This window comes from Paraburkholderia phenazinium (assembly GCF_900142845.1).
Lineage (GTDB): Bacteria > Pseudomonadota > Gammaproteobacteria > Burkholderiales > Burkholderiaceae > Paraburkholderia > Paraburkholderia phenazinium_A.
Map to the genome: position 1 here is coordinate 1,930,396 of NZ_FSRU01000002.1, position 21,735 is coordinate 1,952,130.

At 61.2% G+C, this 21,735-nt stretch carries 23 protein-coding genes and 1 tRNA gene; 14 read left to right on the forward strand and 10 right to left on the reverse strand.

The window, feature by feature from the left end; genetic code table 11:
- The first annotated feature begins 523 nt into the window (after positions 1–523).
- The 3 genes from BUS12_RS25550 (at position 524) to BUS12_RS25560 (ending at position 2,816) form a co-directional block, all read left to right on the forward strand.
- The gene (locus BUS12_RS25550; RefSeq protein ID WP_074300212.1) at positions 524–1,468 is read left to right on the forward strand and encodes an aldose epimerase family protein; all 945 of its coding nucleotides are present in this window, start codon (positions 524–526) and stop codon (positions 1,466–1,468) included.
- Between the two features lie 175 nt (positions 1,469–1,643).
- Positions 1,644–2,372 (forward strand): peptidoglycan DD-metalloendopeptidase family protein, encoded by a 729-nt coding sequence (locus tag BUS12_RS25555; RefSeq protein ID WP_074300213.1) that lies wholly within the window; start codon positions 1,644–1,646, stop codon positions 2,370–2,372.
- A 117-nt stretch (positions 2,373–2,489) separates the two neighbouring features.
- Positions 2,490–2,816 (forward strand): hypothetical protein, encoded by a 327-nt coding sequence (locus BUS12_RS25560; RefSeq protein WP_074300214.1) that lies wholly within the window; start codon positions 2,490–2,492, stop codon positions 2,814–2,816.
- A gap of 698 nt (positions 2,817–3,514) precedes the next feature.
- Here the strand turns inward: BUS12_RS25560 and BUS12_RS25565 are convergent.
- Positions 3,515–4,225, reverse strand: a complete 711-nt coding sequence (locus tag BUS12_RS25565; RefSeq protein ID WP_074300215.1) for a pentapeptide repeat-containing protein — start codon at positions 4,223–4,225, stop codon at positions 3,515–3,517.
- Between the two features lie 188 nt (positions 4,226–4,413).
- Here BUS12_RS25565 and BUS12_RS25570 point away from each other — a divergent pair, with 188 nt between their 5' ends.
- The gene (locus tag BUS12_RS25570; RefSeq protein ID WP_074300216.1) at positions 4,414–4,722 is read left to right on the forward strand and encodes a DUF2288 domain-containing protein; all 309 of its coding nucleotides are present in this window, start codon (positions 4,414–4,416) and stop codon (positions 4,720–4,722) included.
- A 266-nt stretch (positions 4,723–4,988) separates the two neighbouring features.
- Here the strand turns inward: BUS12_RS25570 and BUS12_RS25575 are convergent, their stop codons facing one another.
- Positions 4,989–5,186, reverse strand: a complete 198-nt coding sequence (locus tag BUS12_RS25575) for a hypothetical protein (protein ID WP_074300217.1) — start codon at positions 5,184–5,186, stop codon at positions 4,989–4,991.
- 169 nt (positions 5,187–5,355) lie between these two features.
- Between BUS12_RS25575 and BUS12_RS38935 the strand changes: the two genes are divergently transcribed.
- A complete protein-coding gene (locus BUS12_RS38935) occupies positions 5,356–5,529 on the forward strand; it encodes a hypothetical protein (RefSeq protein ID WP_171991714.1) in 174 nt (57 codons plus the stop codon).
- Between the two features lie 106 nt (positions 5,530–5,635).
- Here the strand turns inward: BUS12_RS38935 and BUS12_RS25585 are convergent, their stop codons facing one another.
- Positions 5,636–6,241 carry a helix-turn-helix domain-containing protein gene (locus BUS12_RS25585; RefSeq protein WP_074300219.1) on the reverse strand — a complete coding sequence of 202 codons (606 nt, stop codon included), beginning with the start codon at positions 6,239–6,241 and terminating at the stop codon, positions 5,636–5,638.
- Between the two features lie 123 nt (positions 6,242–6,364).
- On the opposite strand from BUS12_RS25585, the gene BUS12_RS25590 reads away from it, so the two are divergent.
- From BUS12_RS25590 to BUS12_RS25600, 3 genes are all read left to right on the forward strand, one after another.
- Positions 6,365–7,111 carry an SDR family oxidoreductase gene (locus BUS12_RS25590; protein ID WP_074300220.1) on the forward strand — a complete coding sequence of 249 codons (747 nt, stop codon included), beginning with the start codon at positions 6,365–6,367 and terminating at the stop codon, positions 7,109–7,111.
- Positions 7,108–8,217 (forward strand): S-adenosylmethionine:tRNA ribosyltransferase-isomerase, encoded by a 1,110-nt coding sequence (locus tag BUS12_RS25595; protein ID WP_253190212.1) that lies wholly within the window; start codon positions 7,108–7,110, stop codon positions 8,215–8,217. The genes BUS12_RS25590 and BUS12_RS25595 overlap by 4 nt, the downstream gene beginning before the upstream one ends.
- A gap of 144 nt (positions 8,218–8,361) precedes the next feature.
- Positions 8,362–8,438, forward strand: a tRNA-Pro gene (locus BUS12_RS25600).
- A gap of 408 nt (positions 8,439–8,846) precedes the next feature.
- Here the strand turns inward: BUS12_RS25600 and BUS12_RS25605 are convergent.
- The 4 genes from BUS12_RS25605 to BUS12_RS25620 are packed head-to-tail and all read right to left on the reverse strand — an operon-like array spanning position 8,847 to position 14,581.
- Positions 8,847–9,491: a GAD-like domain-containing protein gene (locus BUS12_RS25605; RefSeq protein WP_074300221.1), complete on the reverse strand. Its 645-nt coding sequence runs from the start codon at positions 9,489–9,491 to the stop codon at positions 8,847–8,849.
- Complete coding sequence (locus BUS12_RS25610) at positions 9,488–11,110, reverse strand: polymorphic toxin type 15 domain-containing protein (RefSeq protein WP_074300222.1); 1,623 nt, start codon at positions 11,108–11,110, stop codon at positions 9,488–9,490. The genes BUS12_RS25605 and BUS12_RS25610 overlap by 4 nt, the downstream gene beginning before the upstream one ends.
- Positions 11,103–12,458: a DUF2169 family type VI secretion system accessory protein gene (locus tag BUS12_RS25615; protein ID WP_074300223.1), complete on the reverse strand. Its 1,356-nt coding sequence runs from the start codon at positions 12,456–12,458 to the stop codon at positions 11,103–11,105. The genes BUS12_RS25610 and BUS12_RS25615 overlap by 8 nt, the downstream gene beginning before the upstream one ends.
- Positions 12,459–12,481: 23 nt before the next feature.
- The gene (locus tag BUS12_RS25620) at positions 12,482–14,581 is read right to left on the reverse strand and encodes a type VI secretion system Vgr family protein (RefSeq protein WP_074300224.1); all 2,100 of its coding nucleotides are present in this window, start codon (positions 14,579–14,581) and stop codon (positions 12,482–12,484) included.
- A 146-nt stretch (positions 14,582–14,727) separates the two neighbouring features.
- Here BUS12_RS25620 and BUS12_RS25625 point away from each other — a divergent pair, with 146 nt between their 5' ends.
- The 4 genes from BUS12_RS25625 to BUS12_RS25640 all read left to right on the forward strand — a co-directional run bounded on the left by BUS12_RS25625 (position 14,728) and on the right by BUS12_RS25640 (position 19,305).
- A complete protein-coding gene (locus tag BUS12_RS25625; protein WP_143788457.1) occupies positions 14,728–15,894 on the forward strand; it encodes a hypothetical protein in 1,167 nt (388 codons plus the stop codon).
- 9 nt (positions 15,895–15,903) lie between these two features.
- A complete protein-coding gene (locus tag BUS12_RS25630; RefSeq protein WP_074300226.1) occupies positions 15,904–16,674 on the forward strand; it encodes a hypothetical protein in 771 nt (256 codons plus the stop codon).
- Between the two features lie 39 nt (positions 16,675–16,713).
- A complete protein-coding gene (gene tssF / locus BUS12_RS25635; protein WP_074300227.1) occupies positions 16,714–18,540 on the forward strand; it encodes a type VI secretion system baseplate subunit TssF in 1,827 nt (608 codons plus the stop codon).
- A 393-nt stretch (positions 18,541–18,933) separates the two neighbouring features.
- Positions 18,934–19,305 (forward strand): Rap1a/Tai family immunity protein, encoded by a 372-nt coding sequence (locus BUS12_RS25640; protein ID WP_074300228.1) that lies wholly within the window; start codon positions 18,934–18,936, stop codon positions 19,303–19,305.
- A gap of 187 nt (positions 19,306–19,492) precedes the next feature.
- Here the strand turns inward: BUS12_RS25640 and BUS12_RS25645 are convergent, their stop codons facing one another.
- Positions 19,493–19,810, reverse strand: coding sequence for a DUF4148 domain-containing protein (locus BUS12_RS25645; protein WP_074300229.1), 318 nt, complete (start codon positions 19,808–19,810; stop codon positions 19,493–19,495).
- A 215-nt stretch (positions 19,811–20,025) separates the two neighbouring features.
- Here BUS12_RS25645 and BUS12_RS38940 point away from each other — a divergent pair, with 215 nt between their 5' ends.
- Together BUS12_RS38940 and BUS12_RS38945 are read left to right on the forward strand one after the other, a co-directional pair.
- A complete protein-coding gene (locus BUS12_RS38940) occupies positions 20,026–20,163 on the forward strand; it encodes a hypothetical protein (protein WP_171991715.1) in 138 nt (45 codons plus the stop codon).
- A gap of 173 nt (positions 20,164–20,336) precedes the next feature.
- Entirely contained in the window at positions 20,337–20,507 is a 171-nt protein-coding gene (locus tag BUS12_RS38945) for a hypothetical protein (protein ID WP_171991716.1), read from the forward strand.
- 138 nt (positions 20,508–20,645) lie between these two features.
- On the opposite strand, the gene BUS12_RS25650 is transcribed toward BUS12_RS38945, so the two are convergent.
- Both BUS12_RS25650 and BUS12_RS25655 read right to left on the reverse strand, forming a co-directional pair.
- Positions 20,646–21,050: a hypothetical protein gene (locus tag BUS12_RS25650; RefSeq protein ID WP_143788458.1), complete on the reverse strand. Its 405-nt coding sequence runs from the start codon at positions 21,048–21,050 to the stop codon at positions 20,646–20,648.
- Between the two features lie 289 nt (positions 21,051–21,339).
- Positions 21,340–21,660, reverse strand: a complete 321-nt coding sequence (locus BUS12_RS25655; RefSeq protein ID WP_074301705.1) for a DUF4148 domain-containing protein — start codon at positions 21,658–21,660, stop codon at positions 21,340–21,342.
- Positions 21,661–21,735 lie beyond the last annotated feature (75 nt).

The window sequence follows — 21,735 nt, forward strand, 5'->3', positions numbered from 1 at the left end:
ACGCCGGCTGACTGCAGCCGACGCCTGGAAGCGCACCGATTATGCCTGGCCGCTATGTCAGCGCCAAGCGTTTGAGCCACGTTTGGGGAAATTTTGCGGCATTGCGTCACAACTCGAAACGGTTGTTACGCCGTAGCAAGCCATCTGGGCCGCCCGGGCGGCCAAGCTATGCGAGGTGACGAACGGGAGAGACTCGCGTCGCAGGCGGCGGCGCGGCAGGTATCAGGACAGCGGCGCTCAGCGTCCGAGCTGGTAAAAGAAGTACACCGTGCTGACGGCAAACATGCCGAACAGGGCCACGCCCATTGCCATTGCGAGATCCATGACACCTCCGGGAGCCAGTCAGGCCCGGCGCTTTAAACGGCCGGGCGGTCAGACGAATTATCGTCACCCTTGCCGGCGGCGCGAACCCGTAATTGCCCGAGAAGGGTTTCCCCGTAGCCCAAAGCAGCGCAAAATCGGCCTCGCGGCGCCCTTTTGGCGCCGCGCAATGAATCCACCGCTTCCAACCAGACCGTCGAACATGGCCCAATTCCAGCATCAGGACATCATCGAGATCGCACAAGGCGCATCGCTCTTGCGCTTCGCGCCGCAAACCGGCGGCCGGCTACTGTCGTGGCATATCGACGGCCAGCCGGTGATCCACTGGCCCGACGTGGCCGACTGGGACCATCCCACCAAAATCCGCGGCGGCAATCCGCTGCTGTTCCCGTTTCTCGGACGCCATCGCGTCGACGGCCAGATCGGCCGCTGGCGCGACGCCGCCGGCACGGTGCGCGATCTGCCGATGCACGGCTTCGCGCGCGAACTGCCGTTCGCCGCGAGCTTCGAACCTGCCGCAACGGCTGCCACGGCTGCCACCGGGCCCGGTGCAAGCGCCACGCTGCGCATGACGCTCACCGACAGCGACGCCACCCGCACGGGCTACCCGTTCGGCTTCCGCTTCGAAGCGGCCTACCGCCTTGCCGACGATCACACGCTCGACGTCGAACTCACGACCGTCAACACCGGCAGCGCGGCGCTGCCCTACTACGCCGGCCATCACTTCTACTTCTCGCTGCCCCACACGCAACGCGGCGAGACCGTGCTGGAACTGCCGCGCACCGTGCGACGCTACCAGCAGGCCGACGGTTCGATCAGCGCCGCCGAGCCTGGCGAGCCGCGCTACACGCTCGACGAGGCAGGCATTCTCGACCGCTTCCACTGTCTCGACGGCACGCCGGACCAGCCGTTCAAGCTCGTCGCGCCCGGCCTGAACCGCACCATCACGATCGACCTGCAACGACCGGGCTCCGTGCCCTGGTACGCGGTCACGACGTGGACCGAGGCGGCCGGGTCGGACTTCTATTGCATCGAACCCTGGCTCGGCCTGCCCGATGCGATCCACAACGGCCTCGGCCTGCGCTGGCTCGAACCAGGTCAGACCGAGACAGCCGCGCTGCGCATCACCGTCGGCGCGCTGCGCTGATTCGCCACGCATAAAGCCCGCCGCCCACGGCGGTGCGGCTTTTGTGTGCCCGCCGTACCATCCGCGCGGCGCCATTCCGTTTCGCGTGTTGCGCTGCAAAACCGTTAGAATCGGACGTTTTTGCCCACCTGTCGCGTGATCGGGATCGGCGCGCGACAGCGCTTTGCGAGGTCCAATGTTGGGAACAAGAAGAATGAAACGGCTCGCGTGCGTGTCGTTGCTCGCAGTACTCGCCGCGTGCGGGTCTGCACCAGTCGGTCCGGGGTTCTATCGCGTCGAACGGGGCGATACCTTGTCGAAGATCGCCCGCAGCAGCCGGCAGTCGGTCCAGAGCATCGTGCGCTGGAACAATCTGGCGAATCCGGACAGCATCGAGGTCGGCCAGGTGCTGCGCGTGGCGCCCCCCGGCAATTCGGCGCCAATCACGTCGGCGACGGCGAGCAGCGGCGCGCGTAGCAGCAGCCGTGGCGGCGTTGCGGCCGCGCCAGCACCGCGTAGCGCGCCGGACGACGTGTCGCCGTCCCCAACGCCCGCCACCTCGATCTCGCTGATCTGGCCGGCCAACGGCACGGTGATCCGCCGCTTCGACGGTTCGAGCTCGAAAGGCATCGACATCTCCGCTGCCGCCGGCACGCCGGTCGTCGCGGCCGCCGCCGGGACCGTGGTGTATGCCGGCAACGGTCTGCGCGGCTACGGCAACCTGCTGATCATCAAGCACAATGCCGACTATCTGACCGCGTATGCGCATAACCGCGTGCTGCTCGTGAAGGAAGGCCAGAGCGTCACGCAAGGCGAGAAGATCGCCGAAGTGGGCGACACCGACACGGACCGCGTGATGCTCCACTTCGAATTGCGCTATCAGGGCCGCTCGATCGACCCGTCGCGCGCGCTACCGGCACGCTAATTGCGTCTCCATTGGTTTGGACTGCGCGCACGGGAACCTCGGCTCCCGTGCGACGCTCCATCTGAAATGGACCCGGCGAACCGCCGAGTCCGCCACCCCATCTGTGAGGAGCCTCCGATGAAATCTGGCTGGACCGCAACGGCCGTCGCCGTGGTGACGAGCTGCGCCGCCCTGACGCTCGCGAGCCTCGGCGGCTGCGCCAGTTCGACCAAAATGACCTACCTTCCCAGTGGCGACACCGGCTTTGCCATCAATTGCAGCGGCAGCGATGCGAGCGAGAGTTGGGCTGAATGCTACAAACGCGCAGGCGAAGTATGCGGTGCGTACGGCTATGACGTGATCTCGAAGGACGTCGACAACGGCGCGACTTCCGGCGGGACCGTCGGCGGCATCTTCGGTGCGAACGTCAAGAACCGTTCGATGGTGGTCCGCTGCAAGCAGTAACATCGGACAGATTGCGTGGAAACTCGCGCTGAATGTCAATTAAAGCGAATTAGCCGCATCGAATGCAATTTCCATAATCACACGAAAAAAAGCCCGGCTCGAGGGCCGGGCTAACGGGGGTTCGGCGCATATCGGTAAAGGACCGGTTCACCATGCGCCAACACGGAATCTATCAACGCAATGCAGTCCGCGCAATCAATTAATTTGACAGACAGTGTGACTCTGCGCACGGAGTACGCATTCCGTGAACGTAAATAATGAGATAAATCGAATAAAACGAGTCGAATGAAACGGGGCGGTGGCCGCGAACGGGCCACGAAAGGCATCGACCGAATAACGTCAAACCCTTACTGGGCAGGGCACAAAAGGCAATCTCCCGGCACGAAAGTTCAGCCTGACCAGCTAGAAACGTTAAATGTTAAAACGCGCCAATTCTGATTACTGCGACCTGTCGGCTTTAGTGCGAAAGCGCACCCTTCAGTGGATTAAATCGCAAAGTCATCTGGATGCCAGAACCGACTATCATCAGATTTTTTGGATTTATTCGCATCGTGCGGAGCATTTTATCTGTTAAATATGTCGAGATAAACCGCTGATTGAGCGCTTCCGCACATTCGAGATCGACTCGCGCCGGGATTACAGCTCGCCTCGAATGACGCCCGGCGCCGGGCATCGTTCGCTGGCCTGTTGCGGTCGCCTCAGAGGACGCGCAAACCTAGTTCCGTCACCAGCACGGCGGCTTGCTGATGCGAAATCGTCGCGCCCTTGAAGAGTCCCGCGTCGACGAGCCGCACGCCGCTCAGATCGGCGAGGCGCAGGTCGGCGCCGTCGAAGCGGGCGCCCTTGAGGCTCGCGTCCTTGAGACTGCCGCCTTCGAAGATCGCCTCGCGAAAATCGGCGCCGGCCAGATCGGCATCGGAAAAATCCAGTTCCTGCAGCGTGGCCTTGCGAAACGACAGGCCACGCAGATACGCGCCGATCAGCAGCGTTTCGGCAAAGCTCAGACCGAGCGCGCTGCAATCCTCGAAGTTCGCGCCGGTCAGCTTGCAACCGCTGTAACTGACCGAGGCAAGCTTGGCACGACGCCAGCTCGTGTTGTTGAGATCGCTGGACTGAAACACGGCATCGACGAGGTCTGCGGAGGCAAAATCCGCCTGCCGTGCGCGGCAGCGCAGCCAGCGAGTTTGCGTCAACGCGGCGCCGAAAAATGATGTCTCGACGATGCTGCAACGATGAAATTCGGCGCTGCGCAGATCGAGCCGCGACAGGTCCGCGCCCTCGAAGTCGCAGTCTTCGAAGCGCAGCGGCTGGCGGTGGGCGCCGATCAGTTGCTGCACGTCTTCGCGTGCGAGGGTCGCGTCGGCGACGGTGTGAACGCCGGCGGCCGGCGTTGAAGAAGTGAGCGACATGAAGAAGTTGTTCCTGTTCGGTGCCGGCGCGTGCCGCCCCAAAGACCATCACGGTCCGGTAAGGTAAAAACAAAAACCGCGCGCCAATCAGGCGCAAAATCGCAAGCGTACCGGAACCCGCGGCAGCCATGGCGGCCGCGCTCCGATGGTTTATAGTAACGGCCGCCGATCAGCCACCCTCTACTCCGATGACCTCGAACGAAGCCGCCCACAGTCCGCTCTACCTCTCGCTGCTTGCGGAAACCGCGCAAATCGGCTGGCCGGAGCTCGAGCGCTTCTTTGCCCGCGGCATCCTGCTGCACGTCGCACGTGACCTGGATCTGGTGAGCGTCGCCGAGGCCATCGCCAGCGACGATACTACGCAGGTCACCCAGTGGCTCGCATCGGGACTGCTGGAGCGCATCCAGGCCGAGACCGCCGCCGATTTCGCCGCGCGCGATCCGGAACTCTGGGCGGTGGTGGTGTCGCCGTGGGTCTGCGTGCAGGAACGCGGTTGATCTAGCCACTCGCGCTCGCGTGCCCAAGGCGCTCGGCGCTGCGTATTCCGGTTACGGGTTGAAACAAGCGCATACATATCGCGCGGGCCGCGCACCCTAGAATGGGGTCAGCCCGCGCTCTCCGCGCGAACAGTCTGCGCGGGTCAGAAGTGTCGGCGTGCCCGCGCCGGCGCTTCGCCTCCTCGTTTCTCCGGCAGCGACCCATAACGCATGATGCCTGCACAGGCATCCCAGGGCGCTGCCGGCCCCCTTCACCCAGCCGTACACTATTGCGGCGCGGCCTGCTGCGGCGCAGTTTGCACCGTATCCGGCGTGTCGAGCATGGACGGCGGACGGTCGTCGGTGGGTACGCCGTGGTAGTCAGGCGGATCTTTCGGGGGCGGACCGCGATGACCGGAAGCGGGATCGTTCGAGCAGCCCCCAAGGGCCACCGCAGCAAGGACAAGCAAAAGGGCGCGATTCATAGACTCTCTAAAATAATTAATGCTGGCGCGCCGAGAGTCTACCTGCAAAGGGCCGGCCGCTGCAGCGCCGCATTCTTTCCGCGCCACGTTGCGATGTGTGCCGCATGCCCCGTTTCGTGGAGTCTGAACTACTATGTACGCATGGCTGCAATCGTCGAAGGAGGCTGCCATGGACACCGAATCGATCGCGGGTTTCATCGGGCTCGGCGTGGGCCTGCTCGTGCTGATCGGCCTGTCGATTTTCGAATCGCGGACCTACCGGCACGAACACAACGGTGAAGGGATGATGCACCACTGGTTGTCCGAGCATCACATGCTCGACCGGATACGGCGCAAACACTAAGCAGTGTGGCCGTCGCGGTGCGCGATCCGCGCAACGTGCCACCACCTGTTATTGCGACTGAGCTTGCTGCGAGGCACTAAAGCCTGGGCGGCAAGCTTGAATGCGGCTATACGCCGGCCTTCGCCAGCACCACGATCGACACCCCCAGCGCCCCGCTCTGCGTATCCTCATTGCGATACGAATGCGGCACATGCCCCGGAAACGCGAGCACGTCGCCCGTCGTCAGTCCGTGCCGTTCTCCCGCCACGAAAATCGCGACTCGCCCTTCCATGCAGGTGAAATACTCGCGCGTGCCGGGCAGATGCGGCGTGCCGCGCATATAGGCGCCCGGTGCGAAGGCCATCGTCTCGAGGATGCCGTCCGGCATCGGCTCCGGGACCAGCGGACGGATCGTCAAACCATTGCCGCGATTTTGCGCGGAGATATCGTCGACGGACCATTTGCGCACCTTGGCGCGCGGCGAGGCGAGCAACTCGTCGAGCGGGGCGCCGAGCGCACCCGCCACCTTCATCAGCACCGCCAGCGACGGATTGCCCTCGCCCGACTCCAGATTCGCGACCGTCGAACGCGGCACGCCCGACGCTTTGGCGAGCCCCTCCTGCGTGAGCGCGCGGGCATGCCGTAACGCCACCAGATTGCGCGCCAGATGCTGGGCCGCGTGTGCCGTATCCGGTGCGGTCTCGCGAGCGGGTTCGTAAGCGGTCTCGTCCATCGTATCGACTTTCTGACAAGGAGTTGGACATCGCACTCGGCCGTGCGGCGTGGGGTTCCTATTATCGGGCCATCGAGACAGCGCAGGTAAAGCGATCGTCTCGCCCTGAACCGGAGAACCCGCATGAAACGCACCCCCAAGACCCTGCATGGCATCCGCGTCGCGCTCACAGGCGGCACCTCGGGGCTCGGCCTCGCCTTGCTGGACGAACTGCTGGCGCGCGGCGCGAGCGTCGCCTTCGTCGCACGCCACGAGCGGCGCGTGGCCGAAGTGGCCGCGGCGCGCTCGCGAGTGGCCGGGATCGTCGGCGATATCGCGGACAAGCAAGACATCTATCCGCTGGCGACGCAGATCAGCGGCCTGCTCGGCGGCGTCGACGTGCTGGTGAACAACGCGTCGGCGCTGGGGCCCGTGCCGCTCGCGTTGCTCGCCGACACCGAGTGCGAAGACTTCGAGACGGCACTCGCGACCAATCTGCTCGGACCGTTCCGCCTCACGCGCGCCTTGCTCGGCTCGCTCACCGCCGCGGCACGCGAACGAGGCGGCGCAGTGGTGCTGAACGTCTCGAGCGATGCGGCCATCGAGCCGTATCCGACGTGGGGTGCGTATGGCGCCAGCAAGGCTGCGCTGCGGCATCTGAGCCGCATCTGGGACAAGGAGCTGGCGGCCCAGCGCGTGCGCGTGCTGTCGCTCGATCCCGGCGACATGGACACGCCGCTGCATGCACTGGCCGCGCCCGGCGACGACCCCGCGACCTTGAAGCGCCCCGCCGAGGCCGCCCGTGAATTCTCCGATGCCATCGAGGCGGCATTGCAGGCGCTGCGGCAGGCCACCACCGAGACCACTAACGTTGACGGAGTACGAGCATGAGCATGCGCGCTGCCACCCTGCCTGTTCAACGCCCTCACGATGCGCGGCTGCTGGTGATCGATCCGCGCGGGCACATCGAGCATCGTCCCCGTAGCGCCTTCGCGGACTTGTTGCGACCGGGCGATTGCGTCATCGCGAACGACGCGGCAACGCTGCCTGCGAGTCTGCAAGGCATTCACCTTCGCAGCGGCGCGCAGATCGAAATCCGCCTCGCGGGACGTGCGTCGCTCGACCCCGAAGACGTCCAGCGCTTTACCGCCGTGGTATTCGGCGCAGGCGATTTCCGTACGCCGACCGAAGCGCGCATCGCCCCGCCTGAGCTCGCGCCCGGCGATCAACTGACGCTCGGAATACTTGCAGCAACCATCGTGCGGATGCTGGATCATCCGCGGCTGGTCGAACTGCAGTTCCATGGCGATGCGGCCCACATCTGGCGCGCGCTGGCTGAACAAGGCAAGCCGGTTCAGTATTCGCATCTGCACGACCCGCTCGCCTTGTGGGACGTCTGGACACCGATCGCCGCGCAGCCGGTGGCGTTCGAACCACCGTCGGCGAGCTTCGTGCTCGACTGGCGCACCCTCGATGCGCTGCATGCCCGCAGCATCCCGTTTGCGACGCTCACGCACGCAGCAGGCCTGTCATCCACGGGCGATGCGGCGCTCGATCAGTGTTTGCCATTCGACGAGCCGTACCGCATTCCTGCGGCCACTGCCGCGCTGATCGCGGCGACCCGTGCGCGGCAAGGACGCGTCGTGGCGATCGGCACGACGGTGGTGCGGGCGCTGGAACATGCGGCGAGCCGCGACGGCATCGTGCAGGCGGGCGACGGCATCGCGACGCAACGGATCGGCCCGCAGACCCGGTTGCGCGTCGCCGATGTGATCGTCTCCGGCACGCATGAACCGGATACGAGCCACTACGCCTTGCTGCGCGCCTTCACGGATACCTTGACGTTGCTGGGGGCGAGCGAGGAGCTCGAGGCGCATCGTTATCGCACGCATGAGTTCGGCGATTCGGTCTGGATCGAACGACGCGCTTGTCTGCTGCGCGATGGGCAGAAGCGACCCGTCGATGCGCGGGAACGGGAACGGAGTGTGACGTGTTGATGGTGGCCACGAGGGTGGCGCGCGTGTGGACCGCATATGGACCGCGTGTTGACCGTGTGTCGCCTTTTTAACGGCCCCGCTTCAGGTTTTTCTCATTTCGAGATTGACGGCGCCAGGTCAGACAAGATATGATCTTTGATTCGTCGGAGCGTAGCGCAGCCTGGTAGCGCATCTGATTTGGGATCAGAGGGTCGTAGGTTCGAATCCTATCGCTCCGACCATAGAATCAAAGGGTTACACGTTTCGGCGTGTAACCCTTTTTCTTTTTCTGTGCTTGACCCAACAAAGGCCCCAATGATTTGCGGGGCTGGTCCCATACCCGGTGCTCCACAATCCGGCCCGGACTACCAACGTGTCAAACGTTGACAATCGCTGGCGTTGCGACGTACCTCAAGAGTTTCTTGATCGCTTCCCGCACTGGAAAACAACGTTTTGCAGCGGGGTTGCCAGCGCCGCACATCATTTCTCAGGGTAGTGCCCGCCATCAATCGTGCTGTAGGACACTAAGATGGCTCGAACGTCCGCAATCTGTTCGGCCGCACTCTTGTTACGCCAGGTGCGGCATTCTTTATGGACATTCTGCGGGACGGCAAGCCGCTCGAACAGCATTTGGCTGTTCGTCAGCGAGTTCAACTCTTAGGTGCGCCGAAAGGAATCCGCGGAGGCGAAAGCTGACGCAGGATCGTCAAATGTATATCGGCGTTGACCTTCCTGAGATGACCCACGTCCATGCGACCGCCAGCGACTAAAGCGGGCTCAAATCCATACATCTCTTCAGTTTGCAATGGTCCCAGCTTGGCCAACGTCCTTTCAAACATTGGTTTCTTGTCCTCGTCCTTGAGGTCGCATTCGCCGGGTGTCGTGCCAGCAAAAAACATGGAGATTTCATGATTCGGATTCGCCAGGGGTTTCTTCAAATCTTTTTCCAGGGCGATCAGAGAGTGTATGGGGCACGAAACTGTGAGGCTGGGTCCAGTCTTTTCTCCCCAAGCGAATAGCTTCCCAAAGGACGTTCTCGCAATAACGTGGTAGCTGTCGATTTCTTCGAATGGCGTGTCTTCCAGCCACATGTCGAGTACGTCTGCGTAGTCGTCGGGATTCACCGTCCAGAACAAGCCATCACGATAACCGCACCAGCCCTCGCTTTTCCAATAGGCAAGCAATTGATCCGGAAGCACTCCTCGGAATTTTGCGAGGCTCTCGTCAGGTACGGTTACCTGGCTTGTGGCTTCGCCAAACTGCGAGATAAAGAACGAAAACAATTTGTCTCTCATCGCATCCCCTTGCCACGGCACGGTTCAAGTTTTACATTCATCAAAGCGCTTCCCTTACCATTCTTGATCGCATCTTCGGCCATCTCGTCCATCCCGCCTAAACGACCGCCCTGATTCCAACTTGCGCCAATTGACGAGTTGATGTTCGAACTCCCCATCCGGGTCGGATCGGGATTTGCCCAACCTCCGGCAACCATGTCGGGTTCATGCAGTGCGGCGAGCGAACTTGCGACAGAGTCCGCTCGGCTTGCCGATTCAGCAAGTGCATCTGCTGGGTCCATTCCAGATGCCATGAGTGATCGACCTATACTCTTTCGAACCTGGTTGATGAAATCCTCTCTGGCCGCCTCCTGCATTCCATCGGCCACGGGATTTCTGCCAACCGCCGTGTAAGCATCCCGAGCCGCCTGGAATTCATTCGCGGTTAGACCGTTGATCGCGTCCTGCTGTCCGCGCAACTGTTTCGCATATTCTCGCAGATACTCACGCTGTTCTGCTGGAGATAGTTTCTTGAATCCCGGTTTGTCATAGGGATGGAAACATGGCACTTTCTTTTCGGGAAGTTTTTCTTTCGGTCGGATCTTTGCACCGTCGCCGGGGCTTTCCGGGTCCTCTAGTGTCTCGGGTGGCTTGTCGCCCAGTGGCTTCGGATGTTCCACCAACTCACGGCCGGCGTCACCTGCCACATCCCGTTCGGCGCCCGCCATCACCTTCTCTCCGGTGGCGAGAACCTTTTCGGTCGCTCCGACTTCCTTCAAACCAGTTATTGCGGCTTTGCCCTCACCTGCCCCTGTGAACATTGCGGCGATGTCCAGGAGAGTTGAGCCTCCGCGCTGCGCCGGATTGCTCATTTCGAACGGCTCAGATACCGTCGGCGCTGACGCACCCGGATTTGTCATCATCTGCTGCGCAAGCGCACTTTGCGCAGCCGCATCGGTCGGAGTCATGCTTCCGAACGCAGATGCCATGACAGTGGATTGCTGTATGTCTGCACCGGCCTGTGCAGTCGCACCCGTGGCCAGCAAGTTCCACATGTCTGCCGGCAGGTTGCCGATGTTCTTTAGCGCGCCGATCGCACCCTGCCCGGGCTGCTGCACGGCCGCACCCATCTCGGTTCCCTTGTTCTGCGCCCAGTGCCATAGCTTCTGATACCAAGCTTCCTGCTGTGCAGGAGTCAATTTGACTGGCGGATCGGTATTAACCGTCGCCTTCCCGTCGGCGATCGAGCCAGAGGGAGCCGATTGCGCGACGAATATGCCGGGACAGTTGCCGCTATTCAGCGTGCACGAGTCACCAACCCGCACAAGCGGATATCCTTCGATCCGGATGGTTCCCGAACCGCTCGTGGGCTTGATCAAGCCGTTGACCGTACCGGATTTGACGCCACCAGCAGTCCCCAGATCGTCCCCTTGCGTCTTGCCCTGATAAGTGGCGTCTAGCTTATATGCGGCTTGTCCATTGAATCGAACCGTTGCTGCCGCGTTTTCGCTATTTGACAGATCGTGCTGTACAGGATAAGCAACAGGCGGCGTTCCGCCGCCGATAGGGGTTTTGTTGATCGAGGGCGCTGTTCCAATCGCTTTTAGTTTGCTGTCCTTACGCGCACCCAACTCAGCCATGGCTCGTCCCCTGCGTTGGCTGAACCAAAGAGGCGAGCCAGTCCGCGACCTGACGTTTGCGGACCTGATCGTCTGCTTCGTTACGCCATCTAACTTCGAGCCGGGTAGTTTTCCGTCCCTCGGAACGCTGCACGCGCAGGCGCCACGTCAGATATACCTTTCTGGCGTCCGTGTCGATCAACATCGTGTCTATATGCAGATCTGGCGTATCGATATCTCCATCGCTCCACTCGATAAACGCGAAAACCTTATCGTTTGGAAGCTGGAACGTCAGGAGTCCATCCCGAGTCAGATTGGCCAACTCGACGGTCTCACCACCATGAAGATAGTCGGTTTGCTGATCGGGCGGAGCCGCATTCCAGTACGCGAAGTCGAAATCGCGAGGCAGCGGCGCGTCGCTGTTTATGAATGCGTCATCAACGGTCCCCAGCAGATCACATCGTGGCGCCCAGGATCGATTTAGCGGGCCGAAACCAGCCGGAATTTGACTGGGCAAATCGGGGGGTAGTCTGCCCTCCGATGCCGCTAGAAAATCACCGACCGAAATGCGTGCCGCTGCCAGCTCTATTTGCGGTGCGGAGACCCGGCGAGCCTGCGTCGCATTTAGCCACCAACCCGGAGCAAATCCGGTCCCGATCGGATTGCCTGGCCAGTGTGCCTCAGCGAGCGTTTCGGATTGGCCACTTTCCTGCCAAACCTTTAGCAAACTGCCGTAGGTGACTCCCGTTCGCCACGCCGATTTGGCTACGCGTTTGGCCGCAGGTTCGTCCACCTGCACGCGAGCACAACCGCCAAAAGCGCGCTCGTATCTTAGCGAGAATGTCGTGATCGGTGTCGGCCTTGTCAATCGCCAATCGGGTATGCGCACAAGACCCAACGTCGCCAGTCTAATCAGCCGACTGGTGAGTCGAACAATACCGTTGCGCCTGATGAACCACCGCGGGCCTGTGATAGACAGTGTTTTCGACAACAACGTTTGGGTAGTGGGGGAATTGCTCGGCATGCCGAATTCCGGTCCGCTTCGCGGGACGGCAGAAGTGACCCGAAGACTGGCGGTAAATTGCTCGGCAGGCTGCCCGCCCGGGGCATGCGCGGTACCTCGCACCATAACGTCGCAACGAGGTTTCCAGTGGCAGAAGTCGCTCTCGTGCGAGACACTGGAAACGTTCGGATCACCAAGAAATACGTCCGCGACGGTCAGCCCCGGTTGCTCGTCGACAAGGGAAAGTGAACCATCGGTAGCAAACGCCAAGGTCGTTTTAAGGACGACAACATCAAACGTGTCACCGGTGGGTGTGACCCCCGCGTAACCGATCGCATCGAACGGCGTATGGTTAATGAATGACATGACGGCGACCCCTTACTGATTCGTCAAGGATTGATATCTACGTCCTTGCCGATAATTGTTGTTGGTCCGTCTGCCGCGATGCGAATCTGCCCACCCGTAATCGAAATATCACCGTTGCTTTCCATCACGATGCGGGCCTTGCCGACCTTGAGTTCAATCCGATCCCCAGCGGTAACCGTATAGCTCTTGCCCACCATGGTGGTTTTCGATAGCCCGACTTCCTCGGCGCTCGCGAGACCGGCCGCGGAATTGATCGCGCCCGCCACCGTCACGGTATAAGCCCCACCCACCGTGAGCGCCTTGGCAAGCCCCACCGTCTCGGTCGATGTCAGCGCAACCACCAGGTTGTCCATCCCGCTGATGGTCTCATTGCGATTCCCCCCTACCGACAGCGTCTCATTACCGCCCACCTGCTCGGTACGATTCACACCAACAGTAATCGTCTCGTTGTTGCCAACCGTCTCTGTGCGGTTGTTGTTGACCTGCACGGTTTCATCATGGTCAACGGTCTTCGTACGATCGTTACCCACCGTATGCGACTCATCGTTCTCGACCTCGATACGCTGGTCCTTCTCCGCGTGAATCCAGACCTCTTCTTGCCCCTTCATATCCTCGAAGCGGATCGCGTTGGCATTCGCGACTGTCGCGCCCTTGCTCGAACGCGTCAAAAAACCGCTCTGCGTCGCATTGGCCGGCAAATCCCACGGCGGCATGTTCTGCGCGTTGTACACCCGCGAGATGATGAGCGGACGATCCGGATTGCCGTCGAGGAATGAAACGACAACCTCGTCGCCAACGCGCGGAATCTGGATCGCCCCGAATCCCCCGCCCGCCCATGGTTGCCCCACACGTACCCAGCACGAACTGCGATTGTCCTTCTGTCCCAGACGGTCCCAATGGAACTGCACCTTCACGCGACCCAGCGAGTCCGTGTAGATTTCCTCGCCCTTCGGACCAACCACGAACGCCGTTTGCGGCCCCGCAATCATCGGCTTCTGGGTACTCAGCGAAGGTCTGAACGGGATCTTCTTGCGGATGCACACGAAGCTGTTCGAGTACGTCGCGGAACCCTCATGCGACTGATAGTTATTCGTCCCATGATGGCTGACGGAGAGAATCAGAAACTGGCTGTCCTCCTGCGTGCCGGAGTCATGGTCGTAATGCCCGGTCAACTGGAAAAACCGTCCGGGGCTAAGCGTCCGGCAATTGCTCGCGCCAATGAAAACCTTGCCCGCCGCTTCCAGTGCTTCCAGTCGAAACCGCGTCAACTCCTCGCCGCGATCCGTCGAGTCGAATCCGTGCAAGCCAACGTAATCGTAAATCTCGTAGCGCTCGGCATCGCCCTGATCCGTGGTCGTATCGGCCGACACAAAGCGGCGCGCAGCCGGTGCCTTGTAGTCGAACGTTTTCATGCTGATGCGGCCCGACTCGAGTTGCCGGTCGGCGCGCCAGCTCGTCACCACGCTCTCGTTGTCGAGCATCTCACCCGTCGCATATCGCAGCGTGGAGTCGCCATCGATTGCCTTGGCTCCCTGCGAATCGTCCGTGATGATCAGCTTGTGAGCGTCCTTCGTATGCTCGAAATAAAAGTAGAGTCCTTCCTGCTCGAGCAGCCGGCGCACAAAGTTCAGGTCCGATTCGCGATACTGGGTGCAATAGCTATAGGGCTTCGGATCCTTGCGAACGCGAAATTCATAGGACGCCAGCTTCGAGTATTGCGAGAAGACATCGCCAAGGATGTCCTCCACGGTTTTGTCCTGGAAAATACGCGTATCGAAGCGCCGGCCCAACATCCAGATCCACGGGCGCACCGTTGCCGAGTAGGTGGACAGACCGCCGTCGGTACCAAGGTGAATAAATCGCGTGACGTAGCCGTTAAAATAACGTGTCGATCCGTCATTAATCTGTAACTCGATTGACACCTTCTGGGCAATCAGTTGTTTCAGCTGGATGGTTGCATCCTGCGAGACCAGCCCGACCTCAATATTGAAGAGCTGGGACAGCTCGTCACTGCAGCTGAAATCGCTAACCAGCAGCTGGGACTGGCCGGACAGCGGGGTATCGATCGAAAAGAGCCTGCTGTTCTGCAGTCCAAAGAAGCTGCTTGGATCAGACATCTGCATGGCGTTCCCCCGTTTCCTGGTGGTCAGTTATGCGCATACAATGTCGAAGCCCTGAGAGTCCGACAAAATCCGCCTCGCGATTATATTGCGCGTTTCAGGCTATGAACAATCTCGGCAAAAATTAACAATTTAGCGAATGCTTATTAATGTGCAGCAATAATTGCTTCACATTATGCATGTTGAATAAACCAGTAATTTTTTCGCCCACGATTGATCCGATAACGCAGGTAAATATGAGCGATACCGAGTTTTACGCTTGCACCGCCGACAACCCGGGCCCACTCATGGGTAATGGGGGCATGCTCGGGCCCAGCGCATTGCCGGGCGTCGGATTCGGCGGCGCTCGCCAATCGGAGGTAACGCCCGTCCTCGTCGATCTCGGCGGTCTCTACCCGGCCGACTCGAGGGCGGTGTCGCGTTATCTCATCGCCGAGCTCAAATACGACGACAGCCTGACGGCCGAACAACGCGCGAACGATCTGGTGATGCTTCAACAGGCGCTCAGAGAGGTCGAACAGGAGTTCAACAAGACCGAGTTCGGCAAACTGTACAAGGAAGCACAGACGGTCCCGGGTCTCACCGGGGACATTCTCAACGCGTTCTACGCGCCGTCGAATATCGGCGCCACCGCCGCCACTGCTGCGGGCTCCGCGTTGTCGCTGGTGCCCAAAGCGCCGACCTCCGACTTGCTCGATATCCCGGACCAGGCCAGGCAAAAGCTTCTTGCGTGGGCAAGAAAAGGCGGAAACCAGGGCATCAAATCGGCGCAGAAGCGCTTCGGCAATACGCTCAAGCTCGTGCGTATCGACGGCAAGTGGGCCTTCGAAATTCCAGCGGGCAAAAAGGCTGCCGGTTACGTCATCAAAGGGCGTGCGGCGGCCAATGTCGTGCGTATTCCTGCGTATCGCCAGGCGGCACTTGAAGCGCTCGAGGCGAAAAACCGCGTCAACCTCGAAGGGTTTGGAGAAACCCTGGGCGGGCGCATTACCGGCGTGGGTGCGGGCGGATTGCTTGCGCTAGGTCCGCAGGCCATCCTGGACTCGATTGATGCGGACAATCTGCATCAGTTTGCAAGCCTGGAAGCACACAGCCAACCCGCTAACGCAGCAGGCTGGCTGGCCGGCTGGGGCGCTGGTGCCGCGGTGCCTGGCGTCGTGGCGCTGGTGGTGGGGGCGCCTGTGGAGGTGCCGGTCCTTGCCGTACTCGCGGTCGGTTTCGGCGTGGGGCTGACGGTTCAGGTCTTCGTGTCGCGCCACTATGGAAAGCGGATCGGCGGCTGGTGGGACGACCTGGCGGCACGTCACCACTGGTAAGCTGATCCTATGGAAAAGACCCTGATCAGGATGCCGTTCGGCATGTTCGTGTTCAATGCCGTCGCCGGCTTCATGATTGCGACGAGTTTCCCCGTCCTCGTGTGGCTGGTGCCGGTGATGCTCGTGGCTGTCTTCGCCTTCAGCATCTTTGCGGCATTTTTTGCAACCCGCTATAGCGCCTACCACCGGGGCATGAGCATACTCATGCGGCTCAATTTCAGTCTCTTCGCAGCGGCTGTGTGCGAAACCATTGCGGAACCGTTCGGTCTGTCGCAGCGGTCGGTGGTGGCCGTCGTTCTTGCGTACCTCGTGTTGCTGAGTGCCGTCTACCTTATCTACTTCCACAGCGAAAAACGCGCGCACTGGCTTCAATTCGCTACGAGCCTGGCCAGCCCAACCCTCGTCGTCAGGGAGGAGAGAGTCGCCAGGATTGTGCGCCCGCGCACAGCCAGCCGCAGGCCGTCGTCAAGCTGGTATGCGCCGATTGGCTCGGCAATCGGCGTGGCCATGCTGTCGATTGCCGGTGCGTCGCTCGGCACGCACGGCAACGATCAGTTTCAGGCCGCTGTTGGTGCGGCGCTCATCCTGTCGCCGCTGGTGTTTCTGCGCTACATGATGCCGTATTTCGTCGGCATTTCAGAAGTCAGGCGGGTCGAACGGCTGCGCGGCGCGCGTTTCGCTTTCGACAACCTCGAAGCCCTGCAACGCGAGCGTGCCACACTCGGCGTGGCACGCCTGCTTAATCCCCTGTTAAGACAGCCGCCCCGCCCTTCCCGGTAATATCCGCAGGTCCACTGAGCTCGAAGCGGCAACCCGCAAATGGAAGAACTGCTGCCTTTTTACGAACGCGAACTCTCGCTGCTCAGGCAGTACGCGCGCGCGTTCGCCGAGCGTAACCCGAAGATCGCCGCCCGCCTCGCCATGGCGAGCGACAACTCGGAGGACCCGCACGTCGAGCGCATGATCGAATCCTCGGCACTGTTGGGTGCCCGCCTCGGCGCCAGGATCGAGGACGAGTACCCGGAATTCACCGAGGCGCTTCTGGACATGCTGTACCCGCACTATCTGCGGGCAATTCCATCCTGCTCGATCGCGCAGTTCGCGACGGATTCCCGCACCGGCCAACTGACCGAAGCGGTCACGGTCAAGCGCGGGGCGGCGCTGGAGGCTCGCGTGGGCGAGTGCCGGTTTCGTACGGTCTACGATGTGACCGTGCTGCCGCTGCGTTTAACGGAGGCCCGTTATTCCGCGACGGCGACAGCGCCGATGAGCACCCAGCTTCCGGCGCACACAACCGGTCTGGTCTCGATCTCATTCGAACCGGCCGCCGAAGCCGAAGCATTTGCCGCGACGCAAGGCGGCAGTCCGGTGCGGATACACCTAACCGGGCAGCAGAGCTTCGTATCGGCACTCACCGATACCCTGCTGATGCGCCCTACCGCCGCGTTTGCCGAAGCGGATGGGTCCGGTCGGTGGAAAGCGCTCTCGCACCTACCGTTTAGTGCCGTCGGCTTCGAAGATCAGGACGCGCTGATCGGCGGGGAACCGGACGCTCCGGCGGCGTTTCGCCGGCTGATGGAGTTCTTCGCGTTTCCCGAGAAGTTTTACTTTATCGACCTCGATTTCGCGCGCCTGCTGCGGGCCACCGGCTCATGCAAAAAGTTGACGCTGCATATCGCCGTCGCAAACGTGCTAAAGGACTCTTCCGCGGCACACGTATTGGGAACCCTTCGGGCCGACAATCTTCGGCTCTTCTGCACACCCGTCATCAACCTGTTTAAACGCGAAGCGCTGCCGCTTCGAGGCGCGCGCGACGCCCTTTCGTACCCGGTGATCCCCGAAGCACCGCGCGTTCCGAACACTGAAATCTACTCGATCGATTCCGTCTATACGATCGAGCAGACCGCGGCAGGCAAGGTGGTGCGGGAAATTCCGCCTTACCGTTCGATGCGGCACGACGAATCGGCCCAGTCGTCACGAACGTACTGGCTCGCCCGTCGCGATCGATGGGTCGCGCAGCAGCGCCCCGGCTATGAGACCGAGATTTCCTTCGTGAGTATCGGGGCGACACCCGCCGAGCTGGACCCGGGTCCGTTGGGCATCGAACTGACCTGCACCAATCGGGACTTGCCGCCGGCCATGCCGTTCGGCATGCCGGGCGGCGATCTGTTGAATGAGGATGCTTCGTTTGCCTGCACGATTTCCATGCTGCGGGCCCCGACTCGAAGCGCGACGCTGGCGCAGGGCAACAGGAGTCTCTGGCGTATCGTTGCGCAGCTCACGCCAAATGCGCTGTCACTGGACCTTGCCGGTCTCAAAGCCCTGCTTTACCAGCATGCTCATTCGGCGTCGACATCCATGTCGACGCTGATCGACGGAATCGCCGGACTCGATCACCGCCCCTGCATGCGATGGATGCCCGCCAAGCCTCTGGCAAACTTCGTCCGCGGTATAGAAGTGCTGTTGACGATCGACGAGCCCGCCTTCAACGGCGTGAGTCTCGGCGTCTTCATCGGCGTGATGGAACGTTTCTTTGAACCGTACGCGCATTCGAACAGTTTTACCCAACTGGTCGTGCTTTCAAAAAATACGGGTAATGAAATCCGGCGTTGCGCCCCTCGTCAGGGCACCTCCCCGCTACTTTGATACCGAAACTCGCCTTGCCCGACGTCTCCTTGCTACAGTCCCATATCCGAAGCTGAACCCACCGTCCGAAGTCATTGAAGGATCGATCCGTGCGCAAATCTGTATTGCTCATCCTGCTTGCGGCGTGCGCCGCAGCATTCGCACCCGTTAGCGCCGAGGCGCATCCCCGTGTTGTGTGCAAACGGGTCTGGTATCGCGGCCATCTCGTGCGCCGCTGCCGTCAGGTGCCGCCGCCCCGTCATCACCCGCATCGCCGACCGCCCCAGCATCGCCGGGGCAACTACGTCTGACAGGTCCAGGAAAGACTATCGGATGCGCATTTGGAAGGCCGCCGCAGCATCGTCACAATGGCGGCACACAATAGCGCACCCTATTCTTTTGAACCGACAGCAGATGAACAAATCGATCGCCGCCCTGGCACTCATCGCACTTTGCTCCACCGCGCAGGCCAGTCCGGCATCCGATGCCGACAACGGGTTTCTCACCGGCAACTACTTTCGAGGCGGAAGCCAATCGATGCGTGCTGCCTACGTCATTGGCATCCTCGACGGCTTCTCGTACTCCACGGTGTTCGGCGCGCCGGACGCGAGGGTCGAGAAGCTCCGCCGCTGTATCGGCGCCATGAATGCCAATACCCGGGCAGTCGGCACGATCGTGGATCAATACCTCGACGCACACCCTGAGTCATGGAATGAGAAGATGCAGCCGATCGTCCTGCGCGCCATGCGGCAGGCTTGTGCAACGCATGGCGTAGCGATCGACTAAAGGCCGCCAAGGCGTACGAACCAACGAACGGCCGATCCAATACGAACATTGGCCCGCTACCGCCCATTGCGGCGGTAGCGGGCCAATTTAGCCATGAGGCGCGCAGAGGGTACTGCGCGTTCAGCGGGCGATGCCAGCCACCGGATCAGTCGCTAACGGCTCGCCAATCTGACAGCTTGGTCGTGGCTTAGTGACCTACGTAAAGCGAACGCTCGCCGGGATAGCTCGACACGGCTGCGGCGGGCGCGCCCGATTCCGACGAGCCGCTCACGACACCACCGACACCGCTCGTCGAGCCATTCTCAGCAGCAACGCGCGCTTCGGCAGCCTCGATCTGAACGGGGTAAGTAGCTTGGTCGCCACCCGGACGATAGCCGGCCTTTTCAAGCTGGACCAGTTGCGCACGCACTTCGGCGCGCGTCAGCGGCTGGTTCGATTGGGCGAACGACACGACCGGAGCGGAGAGAGCAACAGCAATAGCGACAGCCTTGATAAGCGAGTTCATGATAACGACCTCCAGAGATTGTCTTGGACAGCGCTGCAAACGGGTTTGTGTGCAGCCAGTGATCACAGTGTAGAAAGACCATGACCCAGGGTAAATACCTAAGTTATGAAATCACTTTTCTCGCAAACAGGACAATGGACGAGTCGCTTAACGAACGACGATCAGGTACGAAAACTGCTGTGTCTTCTATCGGTATCTTTGTGAGGAGCCAAGCTATGAAGAAGATCTGTATCGCCGTGGTGGTCGCTATGACAACGCTGTGTGCGACGGCGCCGGCATTCGCCGATTACGACCATCATCGTCATTGCCATTGGGAGTGGCATCACCATCATCACGTCCATGTCTGCCGATAAGCCAGCACCATAAGCGGACGAGTTCACGCCCGGCCTGCTCGCCGGGAGGTCGGTCAGTTGCCCGATGAACGAGACGGACGAACGGGACAAAGGGGGCGAGACAAGCGGCGCAAAAAGGCCTAGACTTTTCGGGCAAGCCTTCCCTATGCGTAAGCAGACACTGGAGGTCAAGCATGACTGCGCCGCAAAAACTGTACGGTGTGACGCTAAAGCCTCGCGCCAAGACACCTCCGCGCAGGCTGATTGAAACGCCTGCCTCCGAAACCCATCCGGACCTGATGGAAGCGGTTCGCCGAGCGGTGGCCGAGCATCGCGAGCTGGCCGATCGGCCGTCCCCGCGTTAAGCCTATTCTTTTTGTTTCATGAAGGCCCGCCTCGAGCGGGCTTTCGGCATTGTTGCCGCGGGGTTGCCGCGGGGTTGTCACGTTGTTGCCCGATGGCGGCGCGCGACGCTCGAGACAGGATCAAGCAGGTCTAACCGATCAATACCGCCGCCTCTGACGACTGGCCATACGCAGACCAAGTCCGCCCATGATCGCGCCGGCGATACCCGTAATCGCCCCCACGATGCCCGCAATGACGGCCACGTAGTTGATCCATTCCGTCTCAGGTGCCTTGGCGGGTGAAGGTGCTGCCGTTGCCGTCGCGACGATCGAAGGAGCGGCTGCAGGCACTTTGTCCGGCGGTGCTTCCGACGGCAGCGGGGACGCTGTGATTGCCGGCGTCGCCACGCTCGATACGGCCGCGGATGGCCCAGGCGCCGCATACAGCCCTTGCGCGAGCGCCATGGATGCGGCTGGGGTATCCCGCGCGATATCGCCGGCTAATGCAGTCGCGCAATGCAGTGAGACAAGCAGCGTTGCCGCGAGCGGGAACAGAGGCCTCATCGAACGTCGCGCTGAATCCGACTCCGCGGCATTTCGTGTGATGGGCAAGACGTGCTTGATGGACAGATGGGTAAGGGTCGATAGGCGCGCCATCCGGTCGCTCCGGTGGAAATACGATCGGGCCATTGTAACGGCTACCCGACGTCTTCCCCGTTACGCTGGTGGGCACGCCCTAAGCAATTGGCCCACTCCCGCACATCTGCGCGGGAGCGGGCCAATCGGTCCAACACAACCTGCCGCACACCCTGGCTTCAGACACACCGCCAGGGAGTCGGCTAAAACGCGTGGCTTAGTGGCCGGCGTAGACCGAACGCGAGTCGCTCACCGCCGACAACGCAGAAGTGCGAACACCCGATTCCGACGAGCCGCTAACCGCACCGCCGACGCCGCTCGTCGAACCATTCTCAGCAGCAACGCGTGCTTCGGCGGCCTGAATGTTCGCCGGATAGGTGGGGTCGTTGGAAATGGACGGGTTGTAGCCGGCCTTTTCGAGCTGGACCAGTTGCGCACGGACTTCGGCGCGGGTCAAAGGCTGGTTCGATTGAGCGAATGAAGCAACCGGGGCAGCGATAGCAACAGCAAGGGCGACAGCTTTGATGAGCGATTTCATGATCATTACCTCCAGAGATTGTTTTTAACGGCGCTGCAAACTGGTTTGTGTGCAGCCGGTAAAGACAGTCTAGAG